We start from the raw sequence: 26,134 nt of genomic DNA on the forward strand, positions 1-26,134 counted from the left end.
CACTCATTGTCGCGCAGCGCGAACCAGATCAACGAAGAGCCGGTGCACGCGGCGGTCCGAGGAAAGTTCAGGGTGAAAAGTGGCGGCGAGAATGTGCCCCTGCCGTATCAGGACCGGGAAGCCGTCGCGCAGCGCCAGCACCTCGACTGCGGGACCTGTCTTCACGATGCGTGGGGCGCGGATAAAGACCATCTCCAGCGGGCCGCCTGCCAGTCCGGTCTCCGCCTCAAGAATTGCGCTGTCAATCTGCCGCCCATAGGCGTTGCGCTCCACGGTTGCATCGAGTACGGCAAGGCTCTCCTGCGGGGGGTTCCGAACTTCTTTTGCCAGCAGAATGCATCCGGCGCAAGTGCCGAAGGTCGGCTTCTGCCGCACGAAGTCCTGTAATGCGTTCAGGAATCCATCACGCGCTAGAAATTTCAGAAAAGTCGTCGATTCGCCGCCGGGAATAATCAATCCGTCAATCGTCGCCAGTTCTTCCGGTTTGCGAACAAGCACCGTCTCCGCACCAGCATCCCGCAATGCAGCGGCATGAGCGTCGTAGTCACCCTGAATGGCCAGCACGGCAATGCGCGGAGTCACTGTGGTTTTGGTTGGTGTTGTCGACACGTTCAGAGAGTTACCTCGGAATCAGGCGGCCATAACAAAGATGTCATCCTGACGCTGACTCTGAGTGCGACGAAGAGGAAGCGGAAGGATCTGCCTTTTCAAAGGCTGGGTGCCCCAGGTCTCGATTTTGAGATCTGGGGTTATTTGCTACCAACCCCGCGTCTGCAGTAACTGACCTTCTTCCAGAGCAGAAACGGCCAACCCCTTCATCGTCCCCGTCACCTGCTCTGAAGCTTCGGCGACAACCTTCGCGTCGTTGTAATGCGTCGTAGCAATTACAATGGCGCGTGCACGGGAGACGGCTTCGGCGCGTTCCTCCGGATCATGTTCTACATCAAGCGGAGTGGCGCGCTCCTTCATGAAAATTCCCGAACCCACAAAGACGCTCTCCGCCCCAAGCTGCATCATCAACGCCGCATCTGCCGGAGTGGCAATGCCGCCTGCGGAAAAATTCGGGACCGGTAGCTTGCCCGCCTTCGCCACCATGCGGACCAGTTCATACGGAGCGCGATGCTCCTTTGCCGCAACGTAAAGCTCCTCATCGGAAAGCACCGTCAGAGCGCGCATCTCGCGAACAATCTGACGCATGTGCTTCACTGCGTGGACCACATCCCCTGTTCCCGCCTCACCCTTGGTGCGAATCATCGCTGCACCCTCGGCAATGCGGCGAAGAGCTTCGCCGAGGTCGCGCGCGCCGCAGACAAACGGCGTCGTGAAAGCGTGCTTGTCGATATGGTGGGCTTCGTCGGCAGGCGTCAACACCTCAGACTCGTCGATGAAGTCCACGCCGATTTCCTGCAGTACCTGCGCTTCGGCAAAGTGACCGATGCGCGCTTTGGCCATCACCGGAATCGAAACCGCAGCCATGATTTCCTTGATGAGCTTGGGGTTCGCCATGCGCGCTACGCCGCCCTCGGCGCGGATCATCGCAGGCACGCGCTCGAGCGCCATAACGGATACCGCGCCCGCTTCTTCGGCGATGCGCGCCTGCTCGACGTTCATGACGTCCATAATCACTCCACCCTTCAGCATCTCCGCCAGGCCGACTTTGAGGCGCAGACCGGTGCCGGTGTTACTGCCGTTATTTGTGCTCATTGTGTATTCCTCCCGGCGCCGCTTATCAGCGTTTGCAGATGTACGCCCAATTCAAGAATGTCTGTGAACACCACAGTTTAGCAGTTTTTAGAGGGAAGATTCAGCCCTAAGCCCAGCCACTAGCGCAATGAAACCATGATCTTGCTGTAGCTCGACGGATTTGCCGCCCACTGTCCAATCAACTGCGGCGCATCGTCCATGCCTATAGTCACGCTGATGGCGTCCTCCACAGGAAACCGTCTGGCTTCGAGCATCTGAATGACCGTCCGAAAGTCTTCCGGAAGAGCATTGCGCGAGCCAAGTATGTCCAGCTCTTTCTGCACAAATAACTTCGTTTCGTAAGCTACCGGTACTTTGGCATATCCGATATACACAACGCGCCCGGTGAAGGTGACCTCTTCTACAGCCAGGCGAAATGTCTGCGGCAAACCAATCGCCTCGACAAACACATCCGGCCCCTGTCCGTTTGTCAGATCGCGCAAAGCTTCATGACAGTCCTGCATCTGACTGTTGATGCAATGCCGCGCGCCCGCCTTGCGCGCAATCTCCAGCTTCCTGTCATCAACGTCAATCGCAACCGCAGCGGCCCCGGCAAAGCTCGCAGCTGCGATAGCGCCCAGTCCAACCCCGCCGCAGCCAAGAACGGCAACCGTATCTTTTGCCGTTACCCGTCCGCGAGCAATTGCGTGGAACCCAATGGAGAGTGGCTCGACCAGGCACAGTTCCTTCAAGCTCAGATTTCCACGCACAATCTTCGCCGCGGGAACGGAAATGTATTCCGTCAGCGCCCCATCGCGCTGTACGCCCATCGTCTGGTTGAACTGGCATGCATTTGGCCGCTGACGCAGGCACGAAGCGCACTTGCCGCAACTTGTATAAGGCATCAGCGTCACATCAGTTCCCACAGGGAAGTCGTCATTCGCACCGCCGGTGTCTTCCACCGTCGCGGCAATCTCATGACCGAGTATGCGCGGATAGGAAATCAGCGGATTCGTGCCGCGAAAAGAATTAAGATCGCTGCCGCAGAGTCCCACCAATTGCACGCGCAGCAGAACTTCATCTGATGACTGCGCAGGCGGCGGACAGGTTCCAACCACCAGCTTTCCCGGACCTTCAAGAATCAGCGCTTTCATCGATCTACGCTTCACCTCAGTAGCTTCAGTATGCGCCGGTCAACGGCAATGAACAGAGCCTTACTGCGAGCCAGCACAGCCCCTTTCTGATTTACGATCTCAGCCTCGCAATAATTCTTGTGGCCGTCATGTGATGTGCGCCGACCGATCAGCATAATCGGTACCCCCAGAGGAACAGGCCGGAGATACTCAACCTCCATCTGCCGCGTCATCGCCACCACATCATGCACGCGATTGGATTTGCTCATGGCCTCATCCAGCAGCGTGGCGATGATGCCGCCGTGAGCATGCCCCGGCGGCCCCGCAAAACGCGGCGCCAACCGCGTGTTGCAAACCACCTGCTTCTGCTGATCGACAAAAAACTTCAGCCGCAGCCCGGAGTGGTTTGTCTCGCCACATCCGAAGCAGTGGTGTGGCGCGCCATGCGAGAAAGGCGTGAGTGTCTTGGTCTTCATATGTTCTTCAGCGTATCCAGAAAAAGTTCGCGGTCTACATTGCCGCCGGTGAGCACCACGCCTGCGCGCTTTCCGCACAAAGCATCTCGCTCCTTCAATAAGGCAGCCAGGCCCGCGCCTGCCGCCCCTTCGGCAACATTGTGCGTGTCTTCGTAGTATGCGCGCATAGCCGTGGCAATTTCGCCTTCGCTTACTTCCACAATATGATCGACATTGGCCAGCATGATCTCCAGCGCCTCCGGAACCGGCACGCGGCATGAAAGCCCATCAGCGAGCCGCGAATTTGCAACCGCTGAAACAGCCTTCTTCTCGCGGAACGAGACCGCGTAAGCCGGCGCATCTTCCGCCACTACACCAATAATCTTTGACTTCAGCCCCAGCGCATTGCGGACTGCAATCATTCCGCAGATCGAAGAACCAAGCCCAATCGGCACATAGACCGCGTCCAGCCCAGGCGCACCCTTCAGAAACTCCAGCGCATAGGTAGCCGTGCCGTGCACCAGCAACGGATGAAACGATGGCACCGGGTGCAGCCTACGAGTCTCAGCCAGGTTCCGCGAATATTCGAGCGCCGCCTGAAAGTCATCGCCGTGCTCGATCAACTCCGCGCCCAGCGACCGCATGGCGCGATTCTTCTCACGGCTGTTGCCATGCGGCACAACGATCACCGAAGTCAGTTCCAGACGCGAAGCAGCCAGTGCCACACCCTGTCCATGATTCCCGCGTGTGGCCCCAATCACACCTTTTACTGCTGGCTGGGTTTTCTTAAGCCAGTCCATGTAGACAAGAGCTCCGCGCAGCTTGAAAGCTCCCACAGGCGAGTGGTTCTCATGCTTCACCCAAACTTCCGTTTTGGAGCGCGCATTCAGCAGAGGCCAACTATACTGCGGGGTAGGCGGCATCACAGCGCGAACAAGTTGCGTCGCGTTGTGAATCTCTTCAAGCGAAGGCAGTTGCATGGAAAATGGATGAGAAGCTTCATTGTTAAGCTAACAAATTTATTACTGAGTGGATGTGGGTGCCCCAGGTCTCGCAGAGACCTGGGATTCTTGCATACCTGCGGGCGATATAATCAAACCAGTTATGCCCGATTTCACCATCCTCGATGCGCCTCCGCAACAAAACGCAAACGCCGCGCATCAAAAGACCTTCTACCTGGAAACTTTCGGCTGCCAGATGAACGTGCATGACTCGGAGAAAGTCATCGGCACACTGACGCAGCAGGGCTACCAGCAGGTCGAAACCGAGGAGGCCGCCGACCTCATCCTCTATAACACCTGCTCCATCCGCGACAAGGCCGAGCAGAAGGTTTTCAACCGCCTCAATGACTATAAAAAGCTCGTCCGGCAGGGCAAGCGCTTCGGCGTCCTCGGCTGCGTGGCGCAGCAGGAAGGCGAGCACATCTTCGAGCGCGCGCCTTACGTTTCGCTTGTCTCCGGATCAGCATCGTATCGCAAGCTGCCCGAGATGCTCGTCCGCCTCGAACAGGGCGAGAAGCGCATCACCGGCCTCGACGACCGCCAGACCGAAGAGACCTTTGAAACCGAGTTCACCGCGCGCAGCAACCCGCATCGCGGCTACATCACCATCATCGAGGGATGCGACAAGTTCTGTGCTTACTGTGTCGTGCCCTACACGCGCGGCAAAGAGCGCAGCCGCACTTCAACTTCAGTCCTGGCAGAAGCGCAGCGCATGGCCGATAGCGGCTACACCGAAATCCAACTCCTCGGCCAGAACGTCAACAGCTACCGCGATCCGGAAAGGAAGAAGTCTTTCGCCGAACTCCTCGCGGCGGTCGGTGAAATTCCCGGCATTCGCCGCGTGCGCTTTACCACCTCACATCCGCGCGATTTTACCCGCGACATCGTCGAGGCCATCGATGCGGTGCCGTCGCTCTGCGACCACGTCCACTTGCCGGTCCAGAGCGGCTCATCCGACGTCCTCCACATGATGCAGCGCGAATATACCCGCGACTGGTATCTGGAACGCATCTCATGGATCAAGGCGGCAAAGCGCCCGATCAGCATGACGACGGACATCATTGTGGGATTCCCCGGCGAAACTCCGGCAGACTTTGAGCAGACCATCACGCTTTTGCATGAAGTCCAGTACGATGGCGTTTTTGCCTTCAAGTATTCGCCGCGCCCGAATACGCCTGCCGTAAACTTGCCGGATTCGATCTCTGACGAGATGAAATCCGAGCGCCTGCAAATCCTGCTCGAACGCCAGCGAGAGATCCAGAGACAAAACTACAGCAGACACATAGGAGAAGTTCTTGAAGTAATGGTTGAAGGTCACAACCGGGCGCGCGGACAGGTCATAGGCCGCACCTCGCAGAACAAAACGTTGAACTTTACCACCGCGCAGCCTATTCTTCCCGCTACAGGCAGCTACCTGCCGGTACGGGTGACCACGAGTTTTCCCAACAGCCTGGTAGGCGAAGCTGTAGCGTAAGGGGCACTGCATGGAAATCGAAATGAAAATCCGGGGACTGATGGTCGATCCGTCGACCAACGCGCCGATCGTCATTCTGAAAGACGTGCAGGGAGAGACCGTGCTGCCCATCTGGGTCGGCCTTTATGAGGCCAATGCCATTGCGCTCGAAGTCGAGAAGGCAACCACGCCACGCCCCATGACGCACGACCTGCTCAAGAATCTGGTCCAGGGCCTCAATGCCACCGTGCAGCGTGTCGTTGTTACCGAACTAAAAAATGACACTTTCTACGCAGTCTTGTGGCTGGAGCAGGACGGCGAACAAGTCACCATTGATTGCCGCCCATCCGACGCGCTGGCGCTCGCCCTTCGCGCCGACTGCCCGATTTTTGTTGATGAAGACGTCCTGCGCGTCGCCAAGGTCATTCCTAACCCCACCGATCAGGCAACGCAGGAAGAACTGCGGCGCTGGCTGGAAAACCTGAACGACGAAGACCTGGGCCGCTACAAAATGTAGTTGGTGCCATCCTTACTGTGGTTCCAGAACCGCAAAGTGGTCCGCATAGCTGATAAAGACGCTCCGAAACAGGCTCGTCGGCAGCACTCCATCCACGTCAGGCTTCACCGGAATATCCCTGCCTGCAGCCAGCGGCGTAACAAAAGAAACTTGACGAAAGAAATGATTACCAACCCGCATATCCTGCGGCGGGAGTACTGCGAATGCCTGGCTCACTTCATCAGGATTGCGATGATTCTGGGATGAGCCAATAGTCTGCACCCGCGTCAACTGCTTTCCGTACTCAAACAGAAGTAGAACATCGATTCCCGAATCCAGTTGCAACAGCAGTGGCCGGTCAGCGACTCCGGAAACACGAGTCGAAACAATCATCGGCTGAGTAAATGGCTGATACTGGTCCGCGTGCGGAACGGGCATCAACGCAATACGCTCCCCCTTGACTTTTTCCTGAAGTTGCTTCGTCTCATCCAGGCACAGAATGCGGTGCGCATAGTCGATCAGCAAATCGTAATGCTCCAGAAAATTCTCGCCCAGAATCCCGCGAATGCGCGCGTCAGTCTGCTGTATCTGTTTCAGGTCCTGAATCAAAATGAGTGGGTTTTTAATGAAATACATTCCTGCCTGCAATAGTTCCAATTGCGCGTAAGCAGCCTGAGAATATGTTCCGGCGCCGGTCACATGCGTTGCGCCTAACGGTACAGGATGAAGTTGCGCCGCCAGCACCGGATCGATGGTAGTAATCTGCGCGCCTGTGTCCAGCACAAAGTCATAGGGGCCAGTGTTGTCGAGCATGACGGGAACAGTAATTAGAGAGCTGCCAACGAATCGCGGGCGTATACTTGCCACATTTCCCGGGCAGTGCGGTTCTGCCTGAAGCGCGGGAAACATGACCACGGCGAGAATGGCGAGTGCAAGCCATCGAAGAATTGTCCGGTGACTTGGGTTGATTTTGCTTTGAAAGGGCACGGCTTTAGCCGTGCCGCAATGAGTTGGAATCGAAAGGGGCTTTAGCCCCTGAGGGACTGTCTCAAATCCGGGACCCTTGAAAGTTGTCACTGAAGATCACCTCAGCCTGGTTGGCTGGGTGAACATTCCGCCCGCGTCGCTGCACGGTCATGATGGGCCCCTGATCACTCTCTGATCATTCCCTGAAGGGTGTGTGTGATGAGTTCAATGACAGAACGTAAGTGCCTTGTTTTCAGCTTTGCTGATATTGAAGTCCGAGAGAGTGAATTCTGCATCATTAGGGGCGGCGAAGTCCTCGCCGTCGAGCCGAGGGCCTTTCGCGTCCTCGTCTTCCTGCTGCGCAACCCGCAAAAGCTGATCACCAAAGGAGAGCTCCTCGATGCCGTTTGGGGCGACATCGCCGTCTCTGAGAACTCCCTGACCCGCAGCGTCGCGCTCCTGCGCAAGCTGCTCGGCGATGACACGCACGAGCCGCGCTTCATTGCCACTGTGCCGACTGTCGGCTATCGCTTCCTCTGCGATGTGCAGATCACGGAAGATGGCTTCGCTTCCAGCCATGCCGGAAGTGGGATCAGGAAATCCTCTGCCGAACCAGCCTCGGAGGCCCTTCCGCCGCCCCGGACTGAAGAGAACAGCAGGCTGCGAATCAGCCTCCTGCTGGTTGCGCTCGTGGCATGCATCCTGCTGGTTGGCGCAGGATGGTTTGCCTACAGAAGATGGCGTGCCACAATCCCAGCCCCACCCGTCCAGCGCGCCCTCACCCGCCTCACATCAGACGACGGCCTCCAGACCGGCGCGACGTGGTCGCCAGATGGACGCTTCATCGCCTACAGTTCCGACCGCGGCGGAAAGTACGAGATCTGGATCCAGCAGATCAGCGGCGGCGATCCGATTCAGATCACAAAGGGGCCCGAACAGAACTGGATGCCTGATTGGTCACCCGATGGCAAGTACATCGCCTATCGCTCCGAAGAAGGCGAAGGCGGAATATACATCACACCCGCTCTGGGCGGAGTAGGGCAGCAACGCAAGCTTGCTTCGTTCGGCTACTATCCCCACTGGTCGCCGGACAGTTCGCATATTCTCTTTCAGCCTGGCTTCGGTTTTCTTGGCAAGAACCTCTATGTCGTGGGCTTGGACGGGAGTCCACCTCGTGAAGTTATGACCGATCATTCTCCGCACACCATCGACATGTTTGCGACGTGGCACCCGGACGGCAAGAGAATTACTACATGGATTTTTGATTACGCAAAGGTTATCGGCAATCCCGGTTCTCCCACTCCCAATTTCTTGACGAAAGCCGTTGACGGGGGGCCGGCGATCGAATCGAGGTTTCCACCCGAACTCCAGAAGCAGATAGAAGCCGTTGCCGCCGCGCCCGGCATCGCAGAGTGGAGAATGGATTTCCGGTTCGCCTGGGCACCATCGGGCAGGGCAATTTACTTCGAACGCACGTTTCGCGGAGCAAGGAATGTCTGGCGTATGACGGTTGACCCCGTCACACTGCAGGCCACCAGAGTCGAGCGTTTGACAACCTCTCCGGGACTCGATGCCGAACTCTCCATCTCTCCAGATGGGAGCAGGCTCGCATTTACAAGCGAGCGCCAGCAGGTCCGCGCCTGGGTATTTCCTTTCGACGCGAATCACGGGCAAGTTACGGGCCCAGGCCAGCCAGTTACTTCTCCCGGAATCGAAGCCTGGTCATTGAACCTCTCGCGAGATGGCACGAGGTTGATGGTCGGGGGCAACCATGATGGCCAGGGAGGAACATGGGAAACGCTGCTCCCAAATGGACGTGAAGAGCCGCTTGTGGCGGACGATTCCTACAATCGAGACGCTCCGATATGGTCGCCAGACGGGAAGCGCGCAGCATATGTCCGTTGGCAAAGCAATTCCGACAAAGTCCAGGTCGTCGTGTGGTCAAGCGATCATCGCAATGAAGATCCAGTTGAAGCGGGGCGTTCAGCTCCCGCAATAGTGTTCGACTGGTTTCCCAACGGAAAGTCAGTGCTCATGTCGTATTGGAATACCCCTACAGATCGGCCTTCAATCTGGCAGCTATTCGTCGACCCTTCTTTAACCGGGGAATCCTCCGCGCACGAAATCGCTTCTGACCCGAACTATGACCTGTACCAACCTCACATTTCACCAGATGGCAGGTGGATTGTCTTCGAAGCGGTACAGGGTCTCTTGAATTCCGCGCTCTTCGTGATCCCGGCGGCCGGCGGACCCTGGGTTCGAATCACGGATGGCAGGCAGTGGGACGATAAACCGCGATGGTCCCCGGATGGAAAAACAATCTATTACCTCTCAGGGCGAAAGAGCTTCTTTAATGTGTGGGGTGTTCACTTCGATCCCGCGAAAGGCAAGCCACAGGGCGAACCGTTTCAGGTAACTACATTTGAGACCCCGACTCTGATGATTCCCAAACACATGCCCTCCGTCGAGTTTTCATTGACTGATGGTCGCCTCGTGTTACCCATGGCGCAAACATCCGGCAACATCTGGATACTCGACAACGTGGACCAATGAAAGTTCTTGCTGCCACCACTAAATCCTGATAAGAAAGCTAAACATTTGTCTTACGGGTTCCTCTCGTTTCTCAACTATCAGGAAAGGAAAGCCGCGATGAGTCGCTCCGCAAAAAGAACGCTGAGAAGTGCTTTCAGGCAGTTTCCCGTGTTCTTCTGCATCGGAATAGTTGTTTTCCCTTGTCCTTCCTGCGCAAACCCAGGCGCGTGAGATGGAGGCGTTGGGTTCTGGCCTCTTGGTTGAGTTGAGCAAATGCTGTCGTCGGCGTTCCGGTTCGGTACGCCCAACGCCCAGCACTCTACTCCGTGGAGATTCTGGTAGGCAAGGAAGATTCATGGCTGGAAAAAGTCCAAAAAACACTGCGGCAGCAAAAGAAAATTTGAAGTTTTCTATGGTATTTCAAGTGTTAGGCGCGGTCGTTTCGTTTACCCACTCCTGCCTATGAGAACCCATGCAGTCTAGTTTCTAGACTGACATGCTGGTTGAACCAGTACGCACCCTTTATCTCAACGGAATGGCCGGGACAAGGCCACCGATAGCGTGCTCCCCGAAGGTTTTTGGATACGCGGGTTGACGATCGCATAAGCCTCTGCGTGACTGATGAACAATCGATCAAACATACTGATTGGCAATGTCCCATCCATATCCAAGTTGTCGCGTGTGACACCCTCGTAGGAAGCAAGCCTCTGATTATGAAAGGTGCTCTTACCTATTTTTAGCGTTACGAAATCAATACGGCACTGGCTATTCCCCTTAGGCGTGGTGATCGTTTCGCGGAATGCGCCAGGGCCGATATAGGGCACCGCCTTCGAAGGAAAAAATGTCGCCGAATTGGTTCCACTGTCCAATTGGAAATGCAATTTTTCGATCGAAAATAGTTTTACGTTAAGCACCAGCCTGTCTACGGTAGACTGATCGCCACGTCGCCCGGAAAACGAAAGCGGCAGATGCTCTCCGCTCAACGAATGGGCAAGATCGGCAGAGTCATCGAGCGTCAGGGTCTTCACATGATTATCGATAAGAACATCGAAATGTTTGAGGAAGTCTTCGCCAAGAACACCCTGAACGAAAGCCGATATTCTGGCAAGTTGGTCGTCGTCAATCCCCTCAACCTCAAGATCGTTGACACTCAAGCCGGCGACGGCTACGCTTTTCGCGACTGCCTCACGAGTGTAGATCACCCCGTTGGTCATGTTGAGGGGGACCACTCTTGTGGAGGAGATCCTCAACGTTTCCAGAAGGGTGTTCCGGATCAGGGTCCGGTTGGATCCGGTATCGAGAATGAACGAGTAGGGGCCGGATCCGGTGATGGAAACCGGAACGATGAGAAAGTTGCCATTGACAGTATTCAGTTTTGTGACGGTTTGAGCGCCAAAGCAAACAGGAGAAAAGAAGGCGCAGAGGAAGGTCGTTGTGTACCATGCCAACCGCATCGGAACCTCCATAGAACGCGGTAGAGCATGCGTCCGCTGGGGCCAGTAAGTCGTTGTTTCCGGGCTGGTGCTTTTGTGAAGTTTTTCTGAGGTTCTGTGGGGAGCTATGCCAAGCTACCGGTTCCTCGAATTCGAACTGAGTGAGGAAGATTTCCGCCTCGTCCGTAGCGGCCAGCACATCGCGCTGGAACCAAAAGCGTTGCGCGTTCTGATAATGCTGACGAGTCGTGCGGGGCACTTGGTGGACAAGCAGGAACTGCTGGAGTCGGTCTGGCCTAATACCTTCGTCGAAGAGAACACGCTAACCAAAACAATCGGCATCCTTCGGCGGGAACTGGGTGACACCAGTCGGGATTCAAAGTTGATCGAAACGGTACCGACTCGCGGTTATCGGTTCATTGCGCCAGTCGAAGTTCTGCCGGAGGCACCTTCTTCGCCGTTTCAGACCGTTGGAGTGTCAGGAGAATCACCTGCCGCGCCAATTTCATCAGCCTCTCATTTGCCACAGGCAAAAAGCGGCAGGCTGAAAGGAAGATACCTGCTCGTTGCGCTTGCCGCGCTCATTCTGTTCATCGGCGCAGGATGGCTAATCTACAAAAAATGGCGTACCTCAATTCCAGTGACGCCCGCCCAGCGCACACTCACCCGCCTCACGTCAGACGAAGGCCTGCAGGCCGGTGCGACTTGGTCGCCAGACGGACGCTTCATCGCCTACAGCTCCGACCGCGGCGGAAAATATGATATCTGGGTCCAGCAAATCAGCGGCGGCGATCCCATTCAGATCACAAAAGGCCCCCACCAAAATTGGCAGCCGGACTGGTCCCCCGACGGCAAGTACATCGCTTATCGCTCTGAGGAGGGCGACGGTGGAATCTACGTCACACCCGCTCTGGGCGGAGAGGGTCAGCAGCGCAAAATCGCATCCTTCGGCTACAGCCCTCTTTGGTCGCCGGATAGTTCGATGATCTTGTTACAGCAGACCGGTTTTCTGGGTAAAAAGATTTATGTCGTAGGCCTCGACGGAAGCCCACCCCGTGAGGTGCTGACCGATCAGGAAAGAGACAACGCCGTGATGTTCTCTACATGGCATCCCGATGGCCGGAGAATTACGTCCTGGGTCGTGAATGAGGCCACGAATATCTTCTCTGCTACCATTCCACAACTTTGGACAGCGCCTGTTGACGGCGGTCCGGCGGTCGAAACGAGATTTCCGCCTGAACTCCAGAAGCAGATTGAAGCCCTGGCAGCGGTGCCCGGTAGTACCGAGTTCAGAACGGATTTCAGGTTCGCCTGGGCGCCATCGGGCAAGGCAATTTACTTCGAACGCACCTTTCGAGGAGCAAGAAATGTCTGGCGCATAACTGTTGACCCTGTCACATTGCAGGCCATTAACTTTGAGCGCGTTACGACCTCTCCGGGACTCGATGCCGAGTTCGCCATCTCTCGAGATGGAAGCAAGCTGGCCTTCACAAGCGCGCACCAGCAGATTCGCGGCTGGGAATTTCCCATCGATGCCAATGCAGGGCGTGTCACAGGTCCGGGCCGCGCCGTCACCTCTCCCGGAATTGAAGCGTGGGGTTTAGATCTCTCGCCAGACGGTCGCAAATTAGCTGTGGGGGGCAATCGTGACGGTCGGGTGGGAATATGGGATACGTCTCCGGATGGGCGCGAAGAACCAATGATGCCGGATGATTCCTACCTGCGAAGTGGTCCGATATGGTCTCCTGACGGCAAGCGGGCAGCTTACACGCGCTCCCCGGCTTCAGATTCTTCCAACACCAGCCAAGTCGCAGTATGGTCAGGCGAGAACCGCACCGAATCTTTCGTTGGACCGGAGACCCCATACTTCAGAATCGTGTCTGACTGGTTCCGCGACGGGAACTCGCTACTCATCGTGCTATCGGATTACTCAAATCGATCTGAAATATGGCAGTTGCCCATTGACGGCCCTGAATCCGGGAAGTCCTCGGCCCGAAGAATTGCTTTTGATCCAAACCACGCGCTATGGCAACCTCACATGTCGCCTGACGGCCGCTGGATTGTTTTCGAAGCCGTAAGCTTCCAGTCTCATAATGCGGAGTCCACAATCTATACCATTCCGTCTGCCGGCGGCCCCCCCGGATCATGGACCCGCATTACGGATAGCAAACAGTGGGACGACAAGCCACGATGGTCTCCCGACGGCAAGACGATCTATTACCTCTCCGAACGGAAGGGCTATTTCAATCTGTGGGGCATTCGCTTCGATCCAGTAAAGGGAAGGCCGCAGGGCGAACCTTTTCAAGTGACTTCGTTTGCGAGTCCCACACTTATGGTCCCCAGGCAAATACCGCCGGTCGATATTTCAATTACCGCCGATCGCCTCGTGCTGCCCCTTGCGCAAACATCCGGCAACATCTGGATACTCGACAACGTGGAACGATGAAAGTTCTTGCTGCTATCCCTAAATCCTGATAAGAAAGCTAAGCACTTGCCTTACGGGCTCCTCTCGTTCCTCAACGAAGCATCAGGAAAGGAAGGCCGTGATGAATCGCTCCACAAAAAGAACGCTGAAAAGTGGCAAGTCTGGTATTAGCTTCAGGCAATTTCCCGTGTTCTTCTGCATCGGAATAGCTGTTCCCCTTGTTTTTCCTGCGCAAACCCAGGCACAGGCTCCTGCCGATAAAGCCTGGACAGTATTACAGTCCGGACTCTCCGCAGGCGGTGGCGACAAAGTGACCGCGGTAAGGGTACTGGGATTAATCGAAAAAGACCAAAAAGCAGAGCAATTGGCCCTTACCGCACTTGGCGATTCGAACTCAGAAGTTCGCGCTGCGGCAGCCGAGGCGTTAGGGCAGATGCAAGCCAAATCAGCCGCGCCACAAATTGAGACAACTCTTAAAGCCGAGCAGGACGTAGGCGTCATCGTATCGTGTGCTCGCGCCCTGGTTGCCCTGGGTGATCCCTTGGGATTTGGCGTCTACTATGCCGTTCTCACCGGCGAAAGGAAAAGCGGGGCATTACTGGATAGTCAGAAGAAGATGCTCAAAGACCCCAAGAAAATGGCCCAGTTCGGCTTTGAGACGGGAATCGGCTTTGTCCCATTTGCCAGCGTTGGGCTGGGCGCATTCAAGGCGCTCACCAAAGATGACTCTTCCCCCGTCCGCGCCGCCGCTGCCCGGATTCTGGCCAAAGACCCTGATCCTAAAACGCGCGATGCCCTTGTTCAGGCAACATCGGACAAAAGCTGGCTGGTCCGCGCGGCCGCCCTCGATTCCCTCTCCCATCGCAACGATCCCAGCGTGATCGCCAAAATAGAACCCAGTCTCGACGACGAGAAAACCGCCGTCCGTCTAACCGGCGCAGCCGCGATTGTTCACCTTCAGGATGTTCAGGAGCATACACCGGAAACGAAACCGATCAGCAAACACAAATAATGGCCAACTGGAGGTGCTCGCCTGTTATCCATTTGGAAGCTTGTCAAGTACCTTTTGATTAATGCTCTTCTAACTCACTCAATAGAAAGCGCTTTCGTCTGAGAGCACTTGACCTGTTTTCTTGCCAAATCAGGTATCCTAGAAATAGGGAGCCCTTTTTTGAGCTCTCGAGTGTTACTACGCATAAGTGGTTGAAAACAAACAATCTCCGTACAGAATCGCCCACCCAAACTGTTGAAAACAAAAGATCTCCGTACAAAATAGGGGCAGGGGTACCTCAGAGATCAAAAGACCGAATGAAAGTTTTCGTCACAGGTTCCACCGGATTTGTCGGCAGCCATGTAGCCAAAGTCCTCGCCCAGCGGGGAGCAGACCTTCGTCTCCTTGTTCGCAAATCGAGTAATATGGCGAACTTGTCCGGAATGCACGCGCCGCCGTCGTTGACTACCATTACTGGTGATCTGCTTGACCCAGAATCGCTCCGTCCCGGCATCCATGGCTGTGATTTCGTCTTCCATGTCGCCGCCGACTACCGCCTCTGGGTGCGAGACCCGAAGCAGATGTATGCGGCAAATGTAGACGGTACCCGCGAACTGCTTCGCATCGCCCGCGAAGAAGGCGTCCGCCGCGTGATTTACACCTCAAGCGTGGCTACGATGGGCTTCAAGACTGACGGCAGCATCGTCGACGAGAACACGCCAGTCTCGCTCGCCGATATGGTCGGTCACTACAAGCGGTCAAAGTTCCTTGCCGAGCAGGAAGCGCTCAAAGCCGCCTATGACGGCCAGGAAGTAATGATCCTGAACCCCACCACCCCGATCGGACCCGGCGACATCAAACCCACCCCCACTGGCCGTATCATTGTCGACTTCCTCAACAGGAAGTTCCCTGCCTATGTGGACACTGGCCTTAATCTCGTTGATGTAGAAGAAGTTGCACATGCACATGTCGCTGCCATTGAGAAAGGAACTCCCGGTGAGCGCTATATCCTGGGCGGCGAAAACCTGACCCTCAAGCAGATACTCGACAAGATGTCAGCGATCACTGGCCTGCCCTCGCCGACCACCAAAGTCCCTCATGCTGTAGCTATGATCTTCGCCTTCTTCGACGAAACCATCACGGGCCGTATTCTCGGAAAAGAGCCGCGCGCAACAGTAGAAGCCGTCCGCATGGGCAAGAAGAAAATGTTCGCGTCATCCGCCAAAGCCACGCGAGAATTGGGTTTTCGCCAGATTCCCGTCTACCAGGCCATGCGTGCCGCCATTGACTGGTTCCGCGCTAACGAATACGCACCATGAAACGTGTGGGTATCATTGCCGCATTACCGGGTGAGCTCAAACCTCTCATCCGAGGCTGGCAGCAGCGCAGATCACTTTATTTCGGCCGAATTGGCGAAACTGAGTGCATTGCCATCGCCGGCGGAATGGGCGCTGAGGCCGCGGCACGCGCTTGCGAATTGGTACTCGCCGAAGACAAGCTTGACGCGTTGGTTTCAATTGGCTGGGCCGGGGCGCTTTCCTGCGGGCTTAAGCCTCGAACAGCCTGCGCTATCTACGATGTCATCGACAGTGCGACAGGCGAGCGCTTCGTCACCGACTTTCCTACCGGCCAACGTCTGCTAACTCTGGATCACGTTGCCTGCCATGATGAGAAACGCGAGCTCGCCGAGAAATATAAGGCCCCGCTAGTTGATATGGAGGCCGCAACTGTGGCCCGCATCGCTGCAGCACGAGATTTGGCGTTCTTTTGCTTTAAAGGCATCTCTGATGGCGCCAACGACAAGCTGCCTAACTTCAACCGCTTCCTCGGCAAAGATGGACAGTTGCGAATGCCGCTGTTTATCACCTATGCTTTGCTGCATCCGAAGTACTGGCCGGCGCTGAGGCAGCTGGACACACAGAGCCAGGCCGCAGCCCGCAATCTCGCATCCATCGTCACTGAGTCTCTGCGTCGTCCGCTGTAATCTAGTACAAGCACATGGCCACCATCACCAGCAATGAGTCCACTGCGGCAAGCGACGTTATACCCGCGACCATGAACGCCGCAGTCTACCGTGCCGTCAACGACGTGCGCGTCGAGACCATACCAGTCCCGGAAATAGGTCCCGGCGAGCTCCTCATTCGCGTCCACTCCTGCGGCATTTGCGGGACCGACTTAAAGAAGATCCATACTGGCTCGCACTCGGCTCCGCGCATCTTCGGCCATGAGACGGCCGGAATGATTGTCAAGACCGGCGGAGACGTGAATAACTTCGCCCTCGGCGACCGGGTCATGGTCTTCCATCACATTCCATGTGGCAAGTGCTACTACTGTCGCAAGAAGACCTTCGCGCAATGCCCGATCTACAAGAAGGTTGGCTGCACCGCAGGTTTCGAGCCTTCAGGTGGTGGCTTTGCTGAATACGTCCGCGTCATGCCCTGGATTGTCTCTATGGGAGGCGTAGTCCAGATCCCCGATGGCGTCCCCTTTGAGCAGGCCGCGTTCGTCGAGCCAGTCAACACCTGCCTCAAGGCCATTAAGAACCTGAACCTCGCTCCCGATGAAACGGTGCTGGTCATCGGCCAGGGTCCGATTGGAATTATGCTGGCCGCGTTGGCTGCGCGCACCGGGGCCAAAGTCCTCACATCTGATCTCTATCCGGAGCGCCACGCAATCGCAGAAGTCTACGGCCTTAAACACCATATTGACGCCGGCAAGGAAAATGTAGTCGAAGTAGCGAAGCGCGAGTCCGAAGGACGTGGAGCCGACGCCGTCATCCTCGCCGTCGGTGGGAACGCGCTCATTCGCACAGCGATGGACGCTGCCCGCCCCGGTGGCCGCGTACTACTTTTCGCTCAAACTCAGCACGGCGATGCGACCATCGACCCGGCGGCCATTTGCATGGAAGAAAAAACGCTGCTCGGCTCCTACAGCGCCTCAATCGATATTCAGGACGCGGGCGCAAACCTGGTCTTCGATGGCTACAGCAACGGATTTGACCTGACCAGGCTCATTTCTCACCAGTTCCCTTTGGAACAGACGCTGGAAGCCATAGAAATAGCATCCAACCCAACGGCAGCATCGATGAAAGTATTTATTCAGCCAAATCTGAGAAAATAGAAAAGATATGGCGAACCAAATGACGGCCGCTGTGCTCTACGGGAAAGAAGACCTGCGTATCGAGCAGGTGCCCGTGCCGTCCGCCGGTCCCGGCGAGATCGTTGTCAGCGTCGCCGCGGCGCTTACCTGCGGCACTGATCTCAAGGTATATCGCCGCGGCTATCATGCCAAAATGCTGAAGCCTCCCATTCCTTTCGGACATGAGTTGGCCGGCGTAGTAGTTGAAGTCGACAAGAGTGTGAAAGTCTTTCGCGCAGGCGACCGCGTGGTTGCACTCAACTCAGCGCCATGCGATGCCTGCTATTACTGCAAGCACAACCAGCAAAATCTTTGCGACGATCTGCTCTTCAACAATGGCGCTTATGCTGAGTACCTTCGTATCCCATCGCGAATAGTTGAGAAGAACACACTGCACGTTCCTGATGGCGTTCCTCTTGAACACGCGGCTCTTACTGAACCTCTGGCCTGCGTGGTTCGCGGCCTCGAAGAAACGAATGCGCAACCCGGTGACACAGTTGTCGTGATCGGAGCCGGCCCGATTGGCCTGATGTTCATCCATACGGCGCACCTGGCCGGCATGCACGTTATCGCAGTCGTCAAGCGCGATGAGCAAGTAGAAGCGGCAAAGACCTTCGGTGGGGAGCATGTGATCCAGACAACCGTTACAAAAGATGTGGTCGCTGCCGTTCGCGGCCTTACTCCTAAGAATCGCGGTGTTGATGTGGCCATCGAAGCTGTCGCGGTTCCAGCAACCTGGCAACAGGCAGTGGAGATGGTCCGTAAGGGCGGAGTTGTCAACTTCTTTGGCGGATGCGCCGCCGGAACGAAAGTTGAGCTGGACACAAACCGTTTGCATTACAACGACATCACGCTGAAGGCCAGCTTCCATCACACGCCGTCGACTGCGCGCAGAGCATTTGAACTGATCACCAGCGGACGCTTCAATTGCCGCGAATACATCACAGGACGCGCGCCGCTGGCCAGTCTTGATGAGGTTTTCCGCAAGCTGATGGACCGCTCGAATGACATCAAGACGGCCATCATCCCCTGAACCAATGACTGCAAAAACCGCACAGAGTGAATTGATCGAAAAGGGCTGGGCGGCGCTTCCAGCGGAATACCGCATCCCTGACAAAGCACCCACGCTCGAAGAAGCTCGCACCTACTGCCAACGTCTTGCCGAAACTCACTATGAGAATTTCCATGTAGCGTCATGGTTTTTGCCGAAACGCCTGCGTCCGCACTTTCACAGTATTTATGCCTATTGCCGCATCTCCGATGATCTGGGAGACGAGGTCAGCAATCGTGAACAGGCGCTCGCGCTGCTCAATCTCTGGGGCGAAGAACTCGACGCCTGCTATCGCGGCGAGGCGCGCCATCCCGTATTTGTAGCGCTCGCTGAGACGATTCGCGCCTGCGACATTCCGAAAGAACCGTTCGCCGACCTGCTCGTCGCCTTCCGTCAGGACCAGACCGTTACACGCTTCGAGACGATAGACGACGTTCTCGGTTATTGCCACTATTCGGCGAATCCGGTCGGCCATCTTGTGCTGTACGCCTGTGGCTACCGTGATGTTGAGCGCTTCGCTTTATCTGACTACACATGCTCTGCGCTCCAACTGGCCAATTTCTGGCAGGACGTAACTGTTGATTATGCTAAAGGCCGCATTTACTTCCCCCTTACTGACATGCAGCGTTTCGGAGTCGATGAAGCGACCATCGCAAATCGCAGTTTTACGCCGCAATTCCGCGAGTTGATGCGCTATGAAGTTGAATATGCGCGGCAAATGTTCGCGAAAGGCCTGTCGCTGATCCGGATGGTTGATAGCGAGCTTGCCATCGATCTCGACCTCTTCAGTCGCGGTGGTCTCGAAATCCTTAATGCGATTGAACAGCAGGAATACAACGTGCTCCGAGCACGTCCCGCCATCTCGAAGGGCAGGAAAGCGGCACTGCTTCTGCGCGCACTGAGTGGAAAGTTTTTCGGGCGGAGCGCTGCGTGGTCGTGAGCGTCGAGCAGGCGTATGCGGTCTGCCGCAAGATCGCACGCCACGAAGCTAAAAACTTTTACTACGCCTTCGTAGCACTTCCTAGAGCGAAGCGTAACGCCATCTGCGCTGTCTACGCCTTCATGCGTCACGCCGATGACCTGTCTGACGATGAAACAAAATCGCGCGAAGCGCGGCGCAGCAATCTTGATGCGTGGCTCGAGTCATGGCATAAGGCATCGCATGGAGAGACAACCGAGGACCCGGTCTTCATCGCCCTGCGGGACGCGCAGTCGCGCTTTCATATAACGACTGACCTATTGGATCAACTCGTCCAAGGGACGGCGATGGACCTGCATCCGTCGCACGTTAATCACAGCACACCCGGAAGCGAGGCCGTCCATCCACTATGCTTTGATACTTATGCGACCTTCGATGATCTCTATCAGTACTGCTACTATGTTGCGTCAGTTGTAGGATTGGTCTGCATTCGCATCTTTGAATACAGCGACACGCGTGCGGAAAAACTGGCTGAGGAAACCGGTATCGCCTTCCAGCTTACCAACATCCTGCGCGACGTGCGCGAAGACGCCGAGCGCGACCGCATCTATCTGCCGCTTGAAGACCTTGAGCGCTTCGGCGTCACCATTAATGAGCTCCAGCAACTGAAGAACCGCCAGCATCTCACTCTGAACCAGCGCGAGTTGTTGGAGTTCGAAGCAAATCGTGCTGAACACTATTACAAATCAGGCGAAGCTCTATTGCCGCTCATAGCAGCCGATGCGCGCCCGGCGCTGTGGGTCCTCATCACCATCTACCACCGCCTGCTTCAACGTATCGAAAGAAAGAATTTCGACGTATTCACGGAACGCGTTTCGGTACCAACCCTCACCAAACTGGCCATCCTGGCGCGAGGAATGCTCCGCACGCTGGCCAACCGGCTGCGAGGCTAAAGCAATGGCTGCACCGAACCGCAGCATCGAGTCAGTCGTGGTGATCGGCGGTGGCGCTGCCGGACTTGCGGCCTCGCAGGCGCTCGCCGATTCCGGATACAAAGTGCGTCTCATCGAGCGCAAATCCTACGTCGGCGGACGCGCATCGTCCTATGAACATCCCGGCACTGGCGAAATTATTGACAACTGCCAGCATCTGCTCTTCGGCTGCTGCACCAACCTTATAGACCTTTTTCGCCGTATCCGCGCATTCGATAAGCTCCGTTGGTTCGACGACATTACGATGATCGAGCCCGGAGGGCGATGCAGCATGCTGCGCTCTTCATCGCTGCCGGCTCCCCTGCATGCCAGCCCAGGATTCCTCAAGGCACACGCATTTTCGCTTGCAGATAAGCTGGCTATAGCGCGCGGCCTGAACTCTTTCATCACTGGCATACCTGAAGATACGGAAGAAAACTTCTCTCACTGGCTCGTCCGCCACAAGCAGACTCAAGGCGCCATCAAGCGTTTCTGGGAGCCTGTGCTCTTCGCGGCATTGAATGAAGAGCTGGACAAGACTTCAGTCCATTACGCGGCAAAAGTCTGCCGCGAATTGTTTCTGCGCTCACCTGAAGCAGGCCGCATGGCCATTCCATCTATCCCGCTTAGTGATCTCTACGGTTACGCCCTCGAATCGCTCAAAGCGCGTGGCGCTATTATCAATCTTCGCACCAGCGTAACGCGCGTCACATGGGATGAAAGTCAAAAACAATGGGCTGTCGAAACCGAACCTGACCGCTTCTTTAGCGATGCCATCATCTTTGCGGTGCCGTTTGAAGCGATGGCCAGGCTGCTGCCGACACTGCCAGATGCGCCAGGAAAAGAAGCGCTCGCTGCGCAAGTGAGCCAGTTCAGTCATGCGCCCATCGCAGCGATTCATCTCTGGTTTGATCGTGAAATTACCGGCCTTGAGCACGCATCGTTGCTTGACACCACCATCCAGTGGCTCTTCAACAAATCAAAGCTGCAATCGCAACGTTCTGCGCGGCGGGAGCAGTATCTCGAACTGGTGATTAGTGTTCTCCGCTCGGTCATTCCTATGCAGAGACAGGAACTGATCGATCTCGCCATGCGCGAACTGGCGTTGTTTTTCCCGGTTGTGCGAGAAGCAAAATTATTGAAAGCGGCGGTGACGAAGGAAGTCCGCGCAACTTTCTCCATTCGGCCGCAGCTCGATAAGATTCGCCCTACAGCGCAAAGCCCCTGGCCCAACATATTTCTTGCCGGTGACTGGACGGCGACTGACTGGCCCGCGACGATGGAAGGCGCCGCGCGCAGCGGCTATCTTGCGGCGGAAGCGCTGACGCAGTCCGCAGGCAACGCGCAGAAATTCCTCCAGCCTGATCTGCCGTCTACCGGATTCATGCGCCTCTTCCGCTAAGAGTTGAGGCCATCCTCAGCCCTCCCTGGAACATCTAACCGCAAAGATTTACTAAGATCAAATGGCCCAACAGCCAATTGAAAATTACGGCATCGTCGGAAACATGCGCTCTACGGCGCTCATCAGTATGGAAGGCTCAATTGACTTCTTCTGCTTTCCTGATTTTGATTCCCCCACAGTCTTTGCATCTTTACTTGACCCCCAAGGTGGCTCTTTTCGCATACAGGCCGAACTTGATGACCAACGCTTCAAACAACTTTATCTGCCCGACACAAACATTTTGCTCACCCGCTTTCTCTCCGGCTCGGGGGTCGCCGAGATTACTGATTTCATGCCCATCCTCGCCGGCCAAGAAGGCGAAATATATGCTCACCAGATCATTCGCATGGTGCGCGTTATCAAAGGCGAAGTCCAGTTTCGCATGTGTTGCGCTCCGCGCTTCAACTATGTGCGTAGCAGTCATGTCACGCGCGCCGCGCATAACTGCATTCATTTCGAACCAGAATGTGCTTCATGCCTGCGAATGACGCTGCACTCCACTGTGCCAGTCACGGCTGAAGGCAGTGATGCCATCGCTAACTTCACTCTCGAGGCAGGCCAGACTGCCACCTTCACCTTCGGCGAAGCCGCGCCCGATACGAGAATTCTTGATCCGGAAGCCATTGAAAACCATTTCCGCCAAACCGCAAGCTATTGGCGCGACTGGATTGCCCGCTCCAACTACTCAGGGCGGTGGCGCGAAATGGTGAATCGATCCGCATTGGCCTTGAAGCTGCTTTGCAGCCAGGAATACGGCTCCCTCATTGCGGCGCCAACCTTCGGTTTACCTGAGCGAATTGGAGGCGAGCGCAACTGGGATTACCGCTACACATGGCTGCGTGATGCAGCCTTCAGCCTCTACGCTTTTATGCGTCTTGGGTTCACTGAAGAAGCGCAGGCATTCACCAACTGGCTGCATGACCGCCTACACGATGACGCAGAGCACGGCCCGCTCCAGGTCATGTACCGCATGGATGGCCGCCAGGAACTCGATGAGTCTGTTCTGGAGAACTTCAAGGGCTATAAGTGCTCGCGGCCTGTCCGTATCGGCAATGCCGCGTCAAAGCAACTGCAACTCGACATTTATGGCGAAATCATGGATGCCATCTATCTTGCCAATAAATATGGCGACCCCATTTCGCACGATGACTGGGATGGGGTTCGTCGCATTCTTGAATGGCTGGAAAAGAATTGGAAGCGTCCTGATGAAGGCATCTGGGAGGTGCGTGGTGGAAGAAAGAAATTCCTGCACTCTCGTCTCATGTGCTGGGTGGCCTTCGACCGTGCCAGCCGTCTCGCCGGAAAGAGGTCGCTCCCAGGCCCGCTGGAGAACTGGCTGACTACGCGCGACGCAATCTCAGAAGATATCTTCACCAACTTTTGGGACGACTCCCAGAAATCGTTCGTGCAGTATCAAGGCTCTAACTGCCTCGATGCGTCGTCTCTACTGATGCCACTCATGCGTTTCATCAGCCCTGTCGATCCACGCTGGCTTTCCACTATGGAGGCCCTCGAAAAAACGCTGACTGAAGACAGCCTCGTTTATCGCTACGATACAAGAGAAAACTCTGTTGACGGATTGCCAGGCAGGGAAGGCAGTTTCACCGCATGCTCATTTTGGTTCATTGAGTGCCTGGCACGCTCACATCAGTTGGAAAAAGCGCGTTTGCTCTTCGACAAGATGCTCGGCTATGCAAACCACCTCGGTTTGTATTCAGAACAGTTAGGCAGCAGTGGAGAGCATTTGGGAAATTTTCCTCAGGCATTCACGCATCTGGCGTTGATTAGTGCCGCAACATATCTCGACCGCGCTCTGAGCGGAAAAGACAATGCAACTTGGCGCTGACAACATAAGGTGCTCGATACTCTGTGTCACATCCAGCATCTGGATAAATACTCGGAGCAGATTTACTGCTCGTGAGTGACATTCTGGTTTGTTGCAGCACCGTTTTGTGTGCGCGTCCTGAGCATGTTGCCGGTTTCAATCTCTTTCCGCGCATCTGCAGAACGGTGGGCCGCCGTGTAGGCATCAGCCAATTCCTGGTGGAATCTCAGGCTATCCGGCAACAGCCGCACCGCCATCTCTAGTTCTTGAATCGCGGTGGGGTCTCCGCTATCAAGTTTCATTTTGCCGAGATCATAATACGACTCAGCATCGCGTGGATTCAGTTGAACTGCGGTCTGGAATTCCTCAAGCGCCTTTTGCTCCTGTCCCTGCTGCTCCAGCGCTTCGCCAAGAGAGCGATGTAAGTCAGGAATTTCTGGATGCAGCTTTTCCAGAAGCTCTAGTTGCCTCATACCAGAGTCGATTTGCCCCGTACTGATCATCGACTCGGCGTAGTAGTACTCTACCTGGGGAACGAGGTCTGCCTTTCCGATTACAGGCTGCAGTGTCTCAATGCAACCATGGTAGTCACCAGTCATGAACTGACTGATGGCTAGGACGCTGCGGCCGCCAGTATCATCCGGGTGTGTTTTTACATATCGTGATAGAGGCGAAATGGCGTCCGCAAATTGCGACCCTGCAAATGCCGCCCGTCCCCAGTTATAGTCGAGTCCATCGAGCGAAGGATTCCACACGGCGGCGCGCTTAAAGTAGGCAACAGCGCCCGCATAATCGCTGTTTGTTGCGGTAATGGCGCCCAGGTTGTTATAGCTGTCAGCTATCGCGGACCCAACTTGCGCCTTCAGTACTTCAACCTTGCGCAGGGCCACAGGGTCCGCTGTCGTAGCATGAGATACGTCAGTTTCTGCAGCAGATGCCTGTAAATCCTGAGACCCTGACGTATCAATTAGCGCCGCGAGCTTGCTTTTGTCCTGCGACAGCGTTTTGTTAGCCAATTCGCGCGCTGTTTTCATCTCGGCGTGCGCTGCTTCAGTTTGTCCCTTCTGCATCAGGATTCTGCCTAAAAGAAAATGAGCATTCTGAACCTGATACCGATTCCGCGAAACATCTGTCGTAAGACGGATACATTGATGAAGAGCAGTTTCCGCCTCATCGTTACGGTTCATATTGAAATACATTTGCCCCAGATACAGATAGGCGTCAGGGCTTTGCGGTGCGAGCGCGACCGCCTTTTTCAGATATGTTTCCGCCTCAGGATAGTGATTGCGATTTGCCGCAATTTTTCCGAGCGCCGCGTAAGTCATGGCATCATTCGGAGAAATGGCCAACTCCTTCTTTAACTCTGCTTCGGCACTTTCCATGTGGCTTTCATCGCCACCCGTTGCTATCAAGATCGTGGCGAGTGAATAATGCGCTCCAGGCAGACGAGGGTTTTCTTCGATGGTTCGCTTGAATTCCGTTAGCGCCTGGGACTGGAAATCCGATTCAGCATATGCGTGACCGAACGCCATGTGGATTTCCGGAGTGTCCCCGAATGACTTTTCCATCTCATTGAATATCTGCGCAGCGCACTTTTCGTCTTCGAGATCGAGACACGCGACGGCCAGATCATAGCCATTAGGAAAAGTCGGATCCAAGGCCACCGCTGCTTCCAGTTCCTTCCTTGCTTCCTGATCCCGATCAAGCTTCAGAAACGCTCGTCCAAGCACTTGATGGGCCTGAGCAAGCTCTTCACGATCACCGGGATATTTCTGTATGAATTCCGAAGCCAGCGTCTTCGCATGGTCGGGATTGCCCAGCACCAGCGCCATTTGCGCATAGTCAAGAAGCAAAGACATGGAATTGGGCTCAAAAGTCAGAGCTTCATCAAACAATGGTGCGGCGTCCGTATAATCCTTCGCCAGGCCGTATCCCATCGCCAACTCGCCAAGCGCATCTGCAAGAAATGCGCGATATTGCTCCGCCGCCTCGCTGAGCTTGCCAGTCCGTTGCAGCTCCTGGGCGTGGTTGTAGTACTGCTGTAACGATCCGTTGTCTCTAGTCTGTCCGTTGAGAGCTGCAGCAGAAATCAATATGAGAATGAGGCATGTGCTACGAAGCGTGGATTGAACATACATGATGGCGCCAGGTATCGATGCAATATCCACCATCGATTTCAAATCGTACCACCCAGCCATAAGCAGCCGATACGGCACATGCC

The 26,134-nt window shown here is 55.7% G+C and carries 21 protein-coding genes; 13 read left to right on the plus strand and 8 right to left on the minus strand.

Features of this window, described 5'->3' with window-relative positions; all coding sequences use genetic code 11:
* Positions 1 to 3: 3 nt before the first annotated feature.
* The 5 genes from pdxT to VEV40_RS00715 all read right to left on the minus strand — a co-directional run bounded on the left by pdxT (position 4) and on the right by VEV40_RS00715 (position 4,251).
* A complete protein-coding gene (gene pdxT / locus VEV40_RS00695) occupies positions 4 to 609 on the minus strand; it encodes a pyridoxal 5'-phosphate synthase glutaminase subunit PdxT (protein ID WP_324829448.1) in 606 nt (201 codons plus the stop codon).
* Positions 610 to 756: 147 nt separating this feature from the next.
* Positions 757 to 1,704: a pyridoxal 5'-phosphate synthase lyase subunit PdxS gene (gene pdxS, locus VEV40_RS00700; RefSeq protein WP_324829449.1), complete on the minus strand. Its 948-nt coding sequence runs from the start codon at positions 1,702 to 1,704 to the stop codon at positions 757 to 759.
* A gap of 119 nt (positions 1,705 to 1,823) precedes the next feature.
* Positions 1,824 to 2,852 (minus strand): zinc-binding alcohol dehydrogenase family protein, encoded by a 1,029-nt coding sequence (locus VEV40_RS00705; protein ID WP_324829450.1) that lies wholly within the window; start codon positions 2,850 to 2,852, stop codon positions 1,824 to 1,826.
* Entirely contained in the window at positions 2,849 to 3,292 is a 444-nt protein-coding gene (locus VEV40_RS00710; RefSeq protein ID WP_324829451.1) for a PaaI family thioesterase, read from the minus strand. Before VEV40_RS00710 ends, VEV40_RS00705 begins: the two co-directional genes overlap by 4 nt.
* Positions 3,289 to 4,251 (minus strand): threonine dehydratase, encoded by a 963-nt coding sequence (locus tag VEV40_RS00715; protein ID WP_324829452.1) that lies wholly within the window; start codon positions 4,249 to 4,251, stop codon positions 3,289 to 3,291. Before VEV40_RS00715 ends, VEV40_RS00710 begins: the two co-directional genes overlap by 4 nt.
* Before the next feature lie 124 nt (positions 4,252 to 4,375).
* Here VEV40_RS00715 and miaB point away from each other — a divergent pair, with 124 nt between their 5' ends.
* On the plus strand, positions 4,376 to 5,746 hold the full coding sequence (miaB, locus tag VEV40_RS00720) for a tRNA (N6-isopentenyl adenosine(37)-C2)-methylthiotransferase MiaB (RefSeq protein ID WP_324829453.1): 1,371 nt from the start codon (positions 4,376 to 4,378) through the stop codon (positions 5,744 to 5,746).
* 10 nt (positions 5,747 to 5,756) lie between these two features.
* Positions 5,757 to 6,242 (plus strand): bifunctional nuclease family protein, encoded by a 486-nt coding sequence (locus tag VEV40_RS00725; protein ID WP_324829454.1) that lies wholly within the window; start codon positions 5,757 to 5,759, stop codon positions 6,240 to 6,242.
* Between the two features lie 12 nt (positions 6,243 to 6,254).
* Here the strand turns inward: VEV40_RS00725 and VEV40_RS00730 are convergent, their stop codons facing one another.
* Positions 6,255 to 7,088, minus strand: coding sequence for a retropepsin-like aspartic protease (locus VEV40_RS00730; RefSeq protein ID WP_324829455.1), 834 nt, complete (start codon positions 7,086 to 7,088; stop codon positions 6,255 to 6,257).
* 327 nt (positions 7,089 to 7,415) lie between these two features.
* On the opposite strand from VEV40_RS00730, the gene VEV40_RS00735 reads away from it, so the two are divergent.
* Complete coding sequence (locus tag VEV40_RS00735; protein ID WP_324829456.1) at positions 7,416 to 9,740, plus strand: winged helix-turn-helix domain-containing protein; 2,325 nt, start codon at positions 7,416 to 7,418, stop codon at positions 9,738 to 9,740.
* 506 nt (positions 9,741 to 10,246) lie between these two features.
* Here the strand turns inward: VEV40_RS00735 and VEV40_RS00740 are convergent.
* Positions 10,247 to 11,173 carry a retropepsin-like aspartic protease gene (locus VEV40_RS00740; RefSeq protein ID WP_324829457.1) on the minus strand — a complete coding sequence of 309 codons (927 nt, stop codon included), beginning with the start codon at positions 11,171 to 11,173 and terminating at the stop codon, positions 10,247 to 10,249.
* Positions 11,174 to 11,279: 106 nt separating this feature from the next.
* Here VEV40_RS00740 and VEV40_RS00745 point away from each other — a divergent pair, with 106 nt between their 5' ends.
* The 10 genes from VEV40_RS00745 (at position 11,280) to VEV40_RS00790 (ending at position 23,934) form a co-directional block, all read left to right on the plus strand.
* Entirely contained in the window at positions 11,280 to 13,598 is a 2,319-nt protein-coding gene (locus tag VEV40_RS00745) for a winged helix-turn-helix domain-containing protein (RefSeq protein ID WP_324829458.1), read from the plus strand.
* A 100-nt stretch (positions 13,599 to 13,698) separates the two neighbouring features.
* Complete coding sequence (locus VEV40_RS00750) at positions 13,699 to 14,589, plus strand: HEAT repeat domain-containing protein (RefSeq protein ID WP_324829459.1); 891 nt, start codon at positions 13,699 to 13,701, stop codon at positions 14,587 to 14,589.
* A 296-nt stretch (positions 14,590 to 14,885) separates the two neighbouring features.
* Positions 14,886 to 15,887, plus strand: a complete 1,002-nt coding sequence (gene hpnA, locus VEV40_RS00755) for a hopanoid-associated sugar epimerase (protein WP_324829460.1) — start codon at positions 14,886 to 14,888, stop codon at positions 15,885 to 15,887.
* Complete coding sequence (locus VEV40_RS00760; protein ID WP_324829461.1) at positions 15,884 to 16,552, plus strand: hypothetical protein; 669 nt, start codon at positions 15,884 to 15,886, stop codon at positions 16,550 to 16,552. The genes hpnA and VEV40_RS00760 overlap by 4 nt, the downstream gene beginning before the upstream one ends.
* Before the next feature lie 14 nt (positions 16,553 to 16,566).
* Positions 16,567 to 17,688 (plus strand): zinc-dependent dehydrogenase, encoded by a 1,122-nt coding sequence (locus VEV40_RS00765; RefSeq protein ID WP_324829462.1) that lies wholly within the window; start codon positions 16,567 to 16,569, stop codon positions 17,686 to 17,688.
* A 7-nt stretch (positions 17,689 to 17,695) separates the two neighbouring features.
* Complete coding sequence (locus VEV40_RS00770; protein ID WP_324829463.1) at positions 17,696 to 18,739, plus strand: zinc-dependent alcohol dehydrogenase; 1,044 nt, start codon at positions 17,696 to 17,698, stop codon at positions 18,737 to 18,739.
* 4 nt (positions 18,740 to 18,743) lie between these two features.
* On the plus strand, positions 18,744 to 19,697 hold the full coding sequence (hpnC, locus tag VEV40_RS00775) for a squalene synthase HpnC (protein WP_324829464.1): 954 nt from the start codon (positions 18,744 to 18,746) through the stop codon (positions 19,695 to 19,697).
* A complete protein-coding gene (locus VEV40_RS00780; protein ID WP_324829465.1) occupies positions 19,694 to 20,629 on the plus strand; it encodes a phytoene/squalene synthase family protein in 936 nt (311 codons plus the stop codon). The genes hpnC and VEV40_RS00780 overlap by 4 nt, the downstream gene beginning before the upstream one ends.
* A gap of 4 nt (positions 20,630 to 20,633) precedes the next feature.
* Positions 20,634 to 22,049, plus strand: coding sequence for a hydroxysqualene dehydroxylase HpnE (gene hpnE, locus VEV40_RS00785; protein ID WP_324829466.1), 1,416 nt, complete (start codon positions 20,634 to 20,636; stop codon positions 22,047 to 22,049).
* A gap of 61 nt (positions 22,050 to 22,110) precedes the next feature.
* Positions 22,111 to 23,934 carry a glycoside hydrolase family 15 protein gene (locus VEV40_RS00790; protein WP_324829467.1) on the plus strand — a complete coding sequence of 608 codons (1,824 nt, stop codon included), beginning with the start codon at positions 22,111 to 22,113 and terminating at the stop codon, positions 23,932 to 23,934.
* A gap of 62 nt (positions 23,935 to 23,996) precedes the next feature.
* Here the strand turns inward: VEV40_RS00790 and VEV40_RS00795 are convergent, their stop codons facing one another.
* Entirely contained in the window at positions 23,997 to 26,084 is a 2,088-nt protein-coding gene (locus tag VEV40_RS00795; RefSeq protein ID WP_324829468.1) for a tetratricopeptide repeat protein, read from the minus strand.
* Positions 26,085 to 26,134 lie beyond the last annotated feature (50 nt).

This window comes from Alloacidobacterium sp., from assembly GCF_035631355.1.
Lineage (GTDB): Bacteria > Acidobacteriota > Terriglobia > Terriglobales > Acidobacteriaceae > Alloacidobacterium.

What these genes read in the sequence shown, in the direction of transcription:
- pdxS (WP_324829449.1), bottom strand. Translation starts at nt 1,704, where the DNA reads ATGAGCACAAATAACGGCAGTAACACCGGCACCGGTCTGCGCCTCAAA.
- VEV40_RS00710 (WP_324829451.1), bottom strand. Translation starts at nt 3,292, where the DNA reads ATGAAGACCAAGACACTCACGCCTTTCTCGCATGGCGCGCCACACCAC.
- VEV40_RS00715 (WP_324829452.1), bottom strand. Translation starts at nt 4,251, where the DNA reads ATGCAACTGCCTTCGCTTGAAGAGATTCACAACGCGACGCAACTTGTT.
- miaB (WP_324829453.1), top strand. Translation starts at nt 4,376, where the DNA reads ATGCCCGATTTCACCATCCTCGATGCGCCTCCGCAACAAAACGCAAAC.
- VEV40_RS00725 (WP_324829454.1), top strand. Translation starts at nt 5,757, where the DNA reads ATGGAAATCGAAATGAAAATCCGGGGACTGATGGTCGATCCGTCGACC.
- VEV40_RS00735 (WP_324829456.1), top strand. Translation starts at nt 7,416, where the DNA reads ATGACAGAACGTAAGTGCCTTGTTTTCAGCTTTGCTGATATTGAAGTC.
- VEV40_RS00740 (WP_324829457.1), bottom strand. Translation starts at nt 11,173, where the DNA reads ATGCGGTTGGCATGGTACACAACGACCTTCCTCTGCGCCTTCTTTTCT.
- VEV40_RS00745 (WP_324829458.1), top strand. Translation starts at nt 11,280, where the DNA reads ATGCCAAGCTACCGGTTCCTCGAATTCGAACTGAGTGAGGAAGATTTC.
- VEV40_RS00750 (WP_324829459.1), top strand. Translation starts at nt 13,699, where the DNA reads ATGAATCGCTCCACAAAAAGAACGCTGAAAAGTGGCAAGTCTGGTATT.
- hpnA (WP_324829460.1), top strand. Translation starts at nt 14,886, where the DNA reads ATGAAAGTTTTCGTCACAGGTTCCACCGGATTTGTCGGCAGCCATGTA.
- VEV40_RS00760 (WP_324829461.1), top strand. Translation starts at nt 15,884, where the DNA reads ATGAAACGTGTGGGTATCATTGCCGCATTACCGGGTGAGCTCAAACCT.
- VEV40_RS00765 (WP_324829462.1), top strand. Translation starts at nt 16,567, where the DNA reads ATGGCCACCATCACCAGCAATGAGTCCACTGCGGCAAGCGACGTTATA.
- VEV40_RS00770 (WP_324829463.1), top strand. Translation starts at nt 17,696, where the DNA reads ATGGCGAACCAAATGACGGCCGCTGTGCTCTACGGGAAAGAAGACCTG.
- hpnC (WP_324829464.1), top strand. Translation starts at nt 18,744, where the DNA reads ATGACTGCAAAAACCGCACAGAGTGAATTGATCGAAAAGGGCTGGGCG.
- hpnE (WP_324829466.1), top strand. Translation starts at nt 20,634, where the DNA reads ATGGCTGCACCGAACCGCAGCATCGAGTCAGTCGTGGTGATCGGCGGT.
- VEV40_RS00790 (WP_324829467.1), top strand. Translation starts at nt 22,111, where the DNA reads ATGGCCCAACAGCCAATTGAAAATTACGGCATCGTCGGAAACATGCGC.
- VEV40_RS00795 (WP_324829468.1), bottom strand. Translation starts at nt 26,084, where the DNA reads ATGGTGGATATTGCATCGATACCTGGCGCCATCATGTATGTTCAATCC.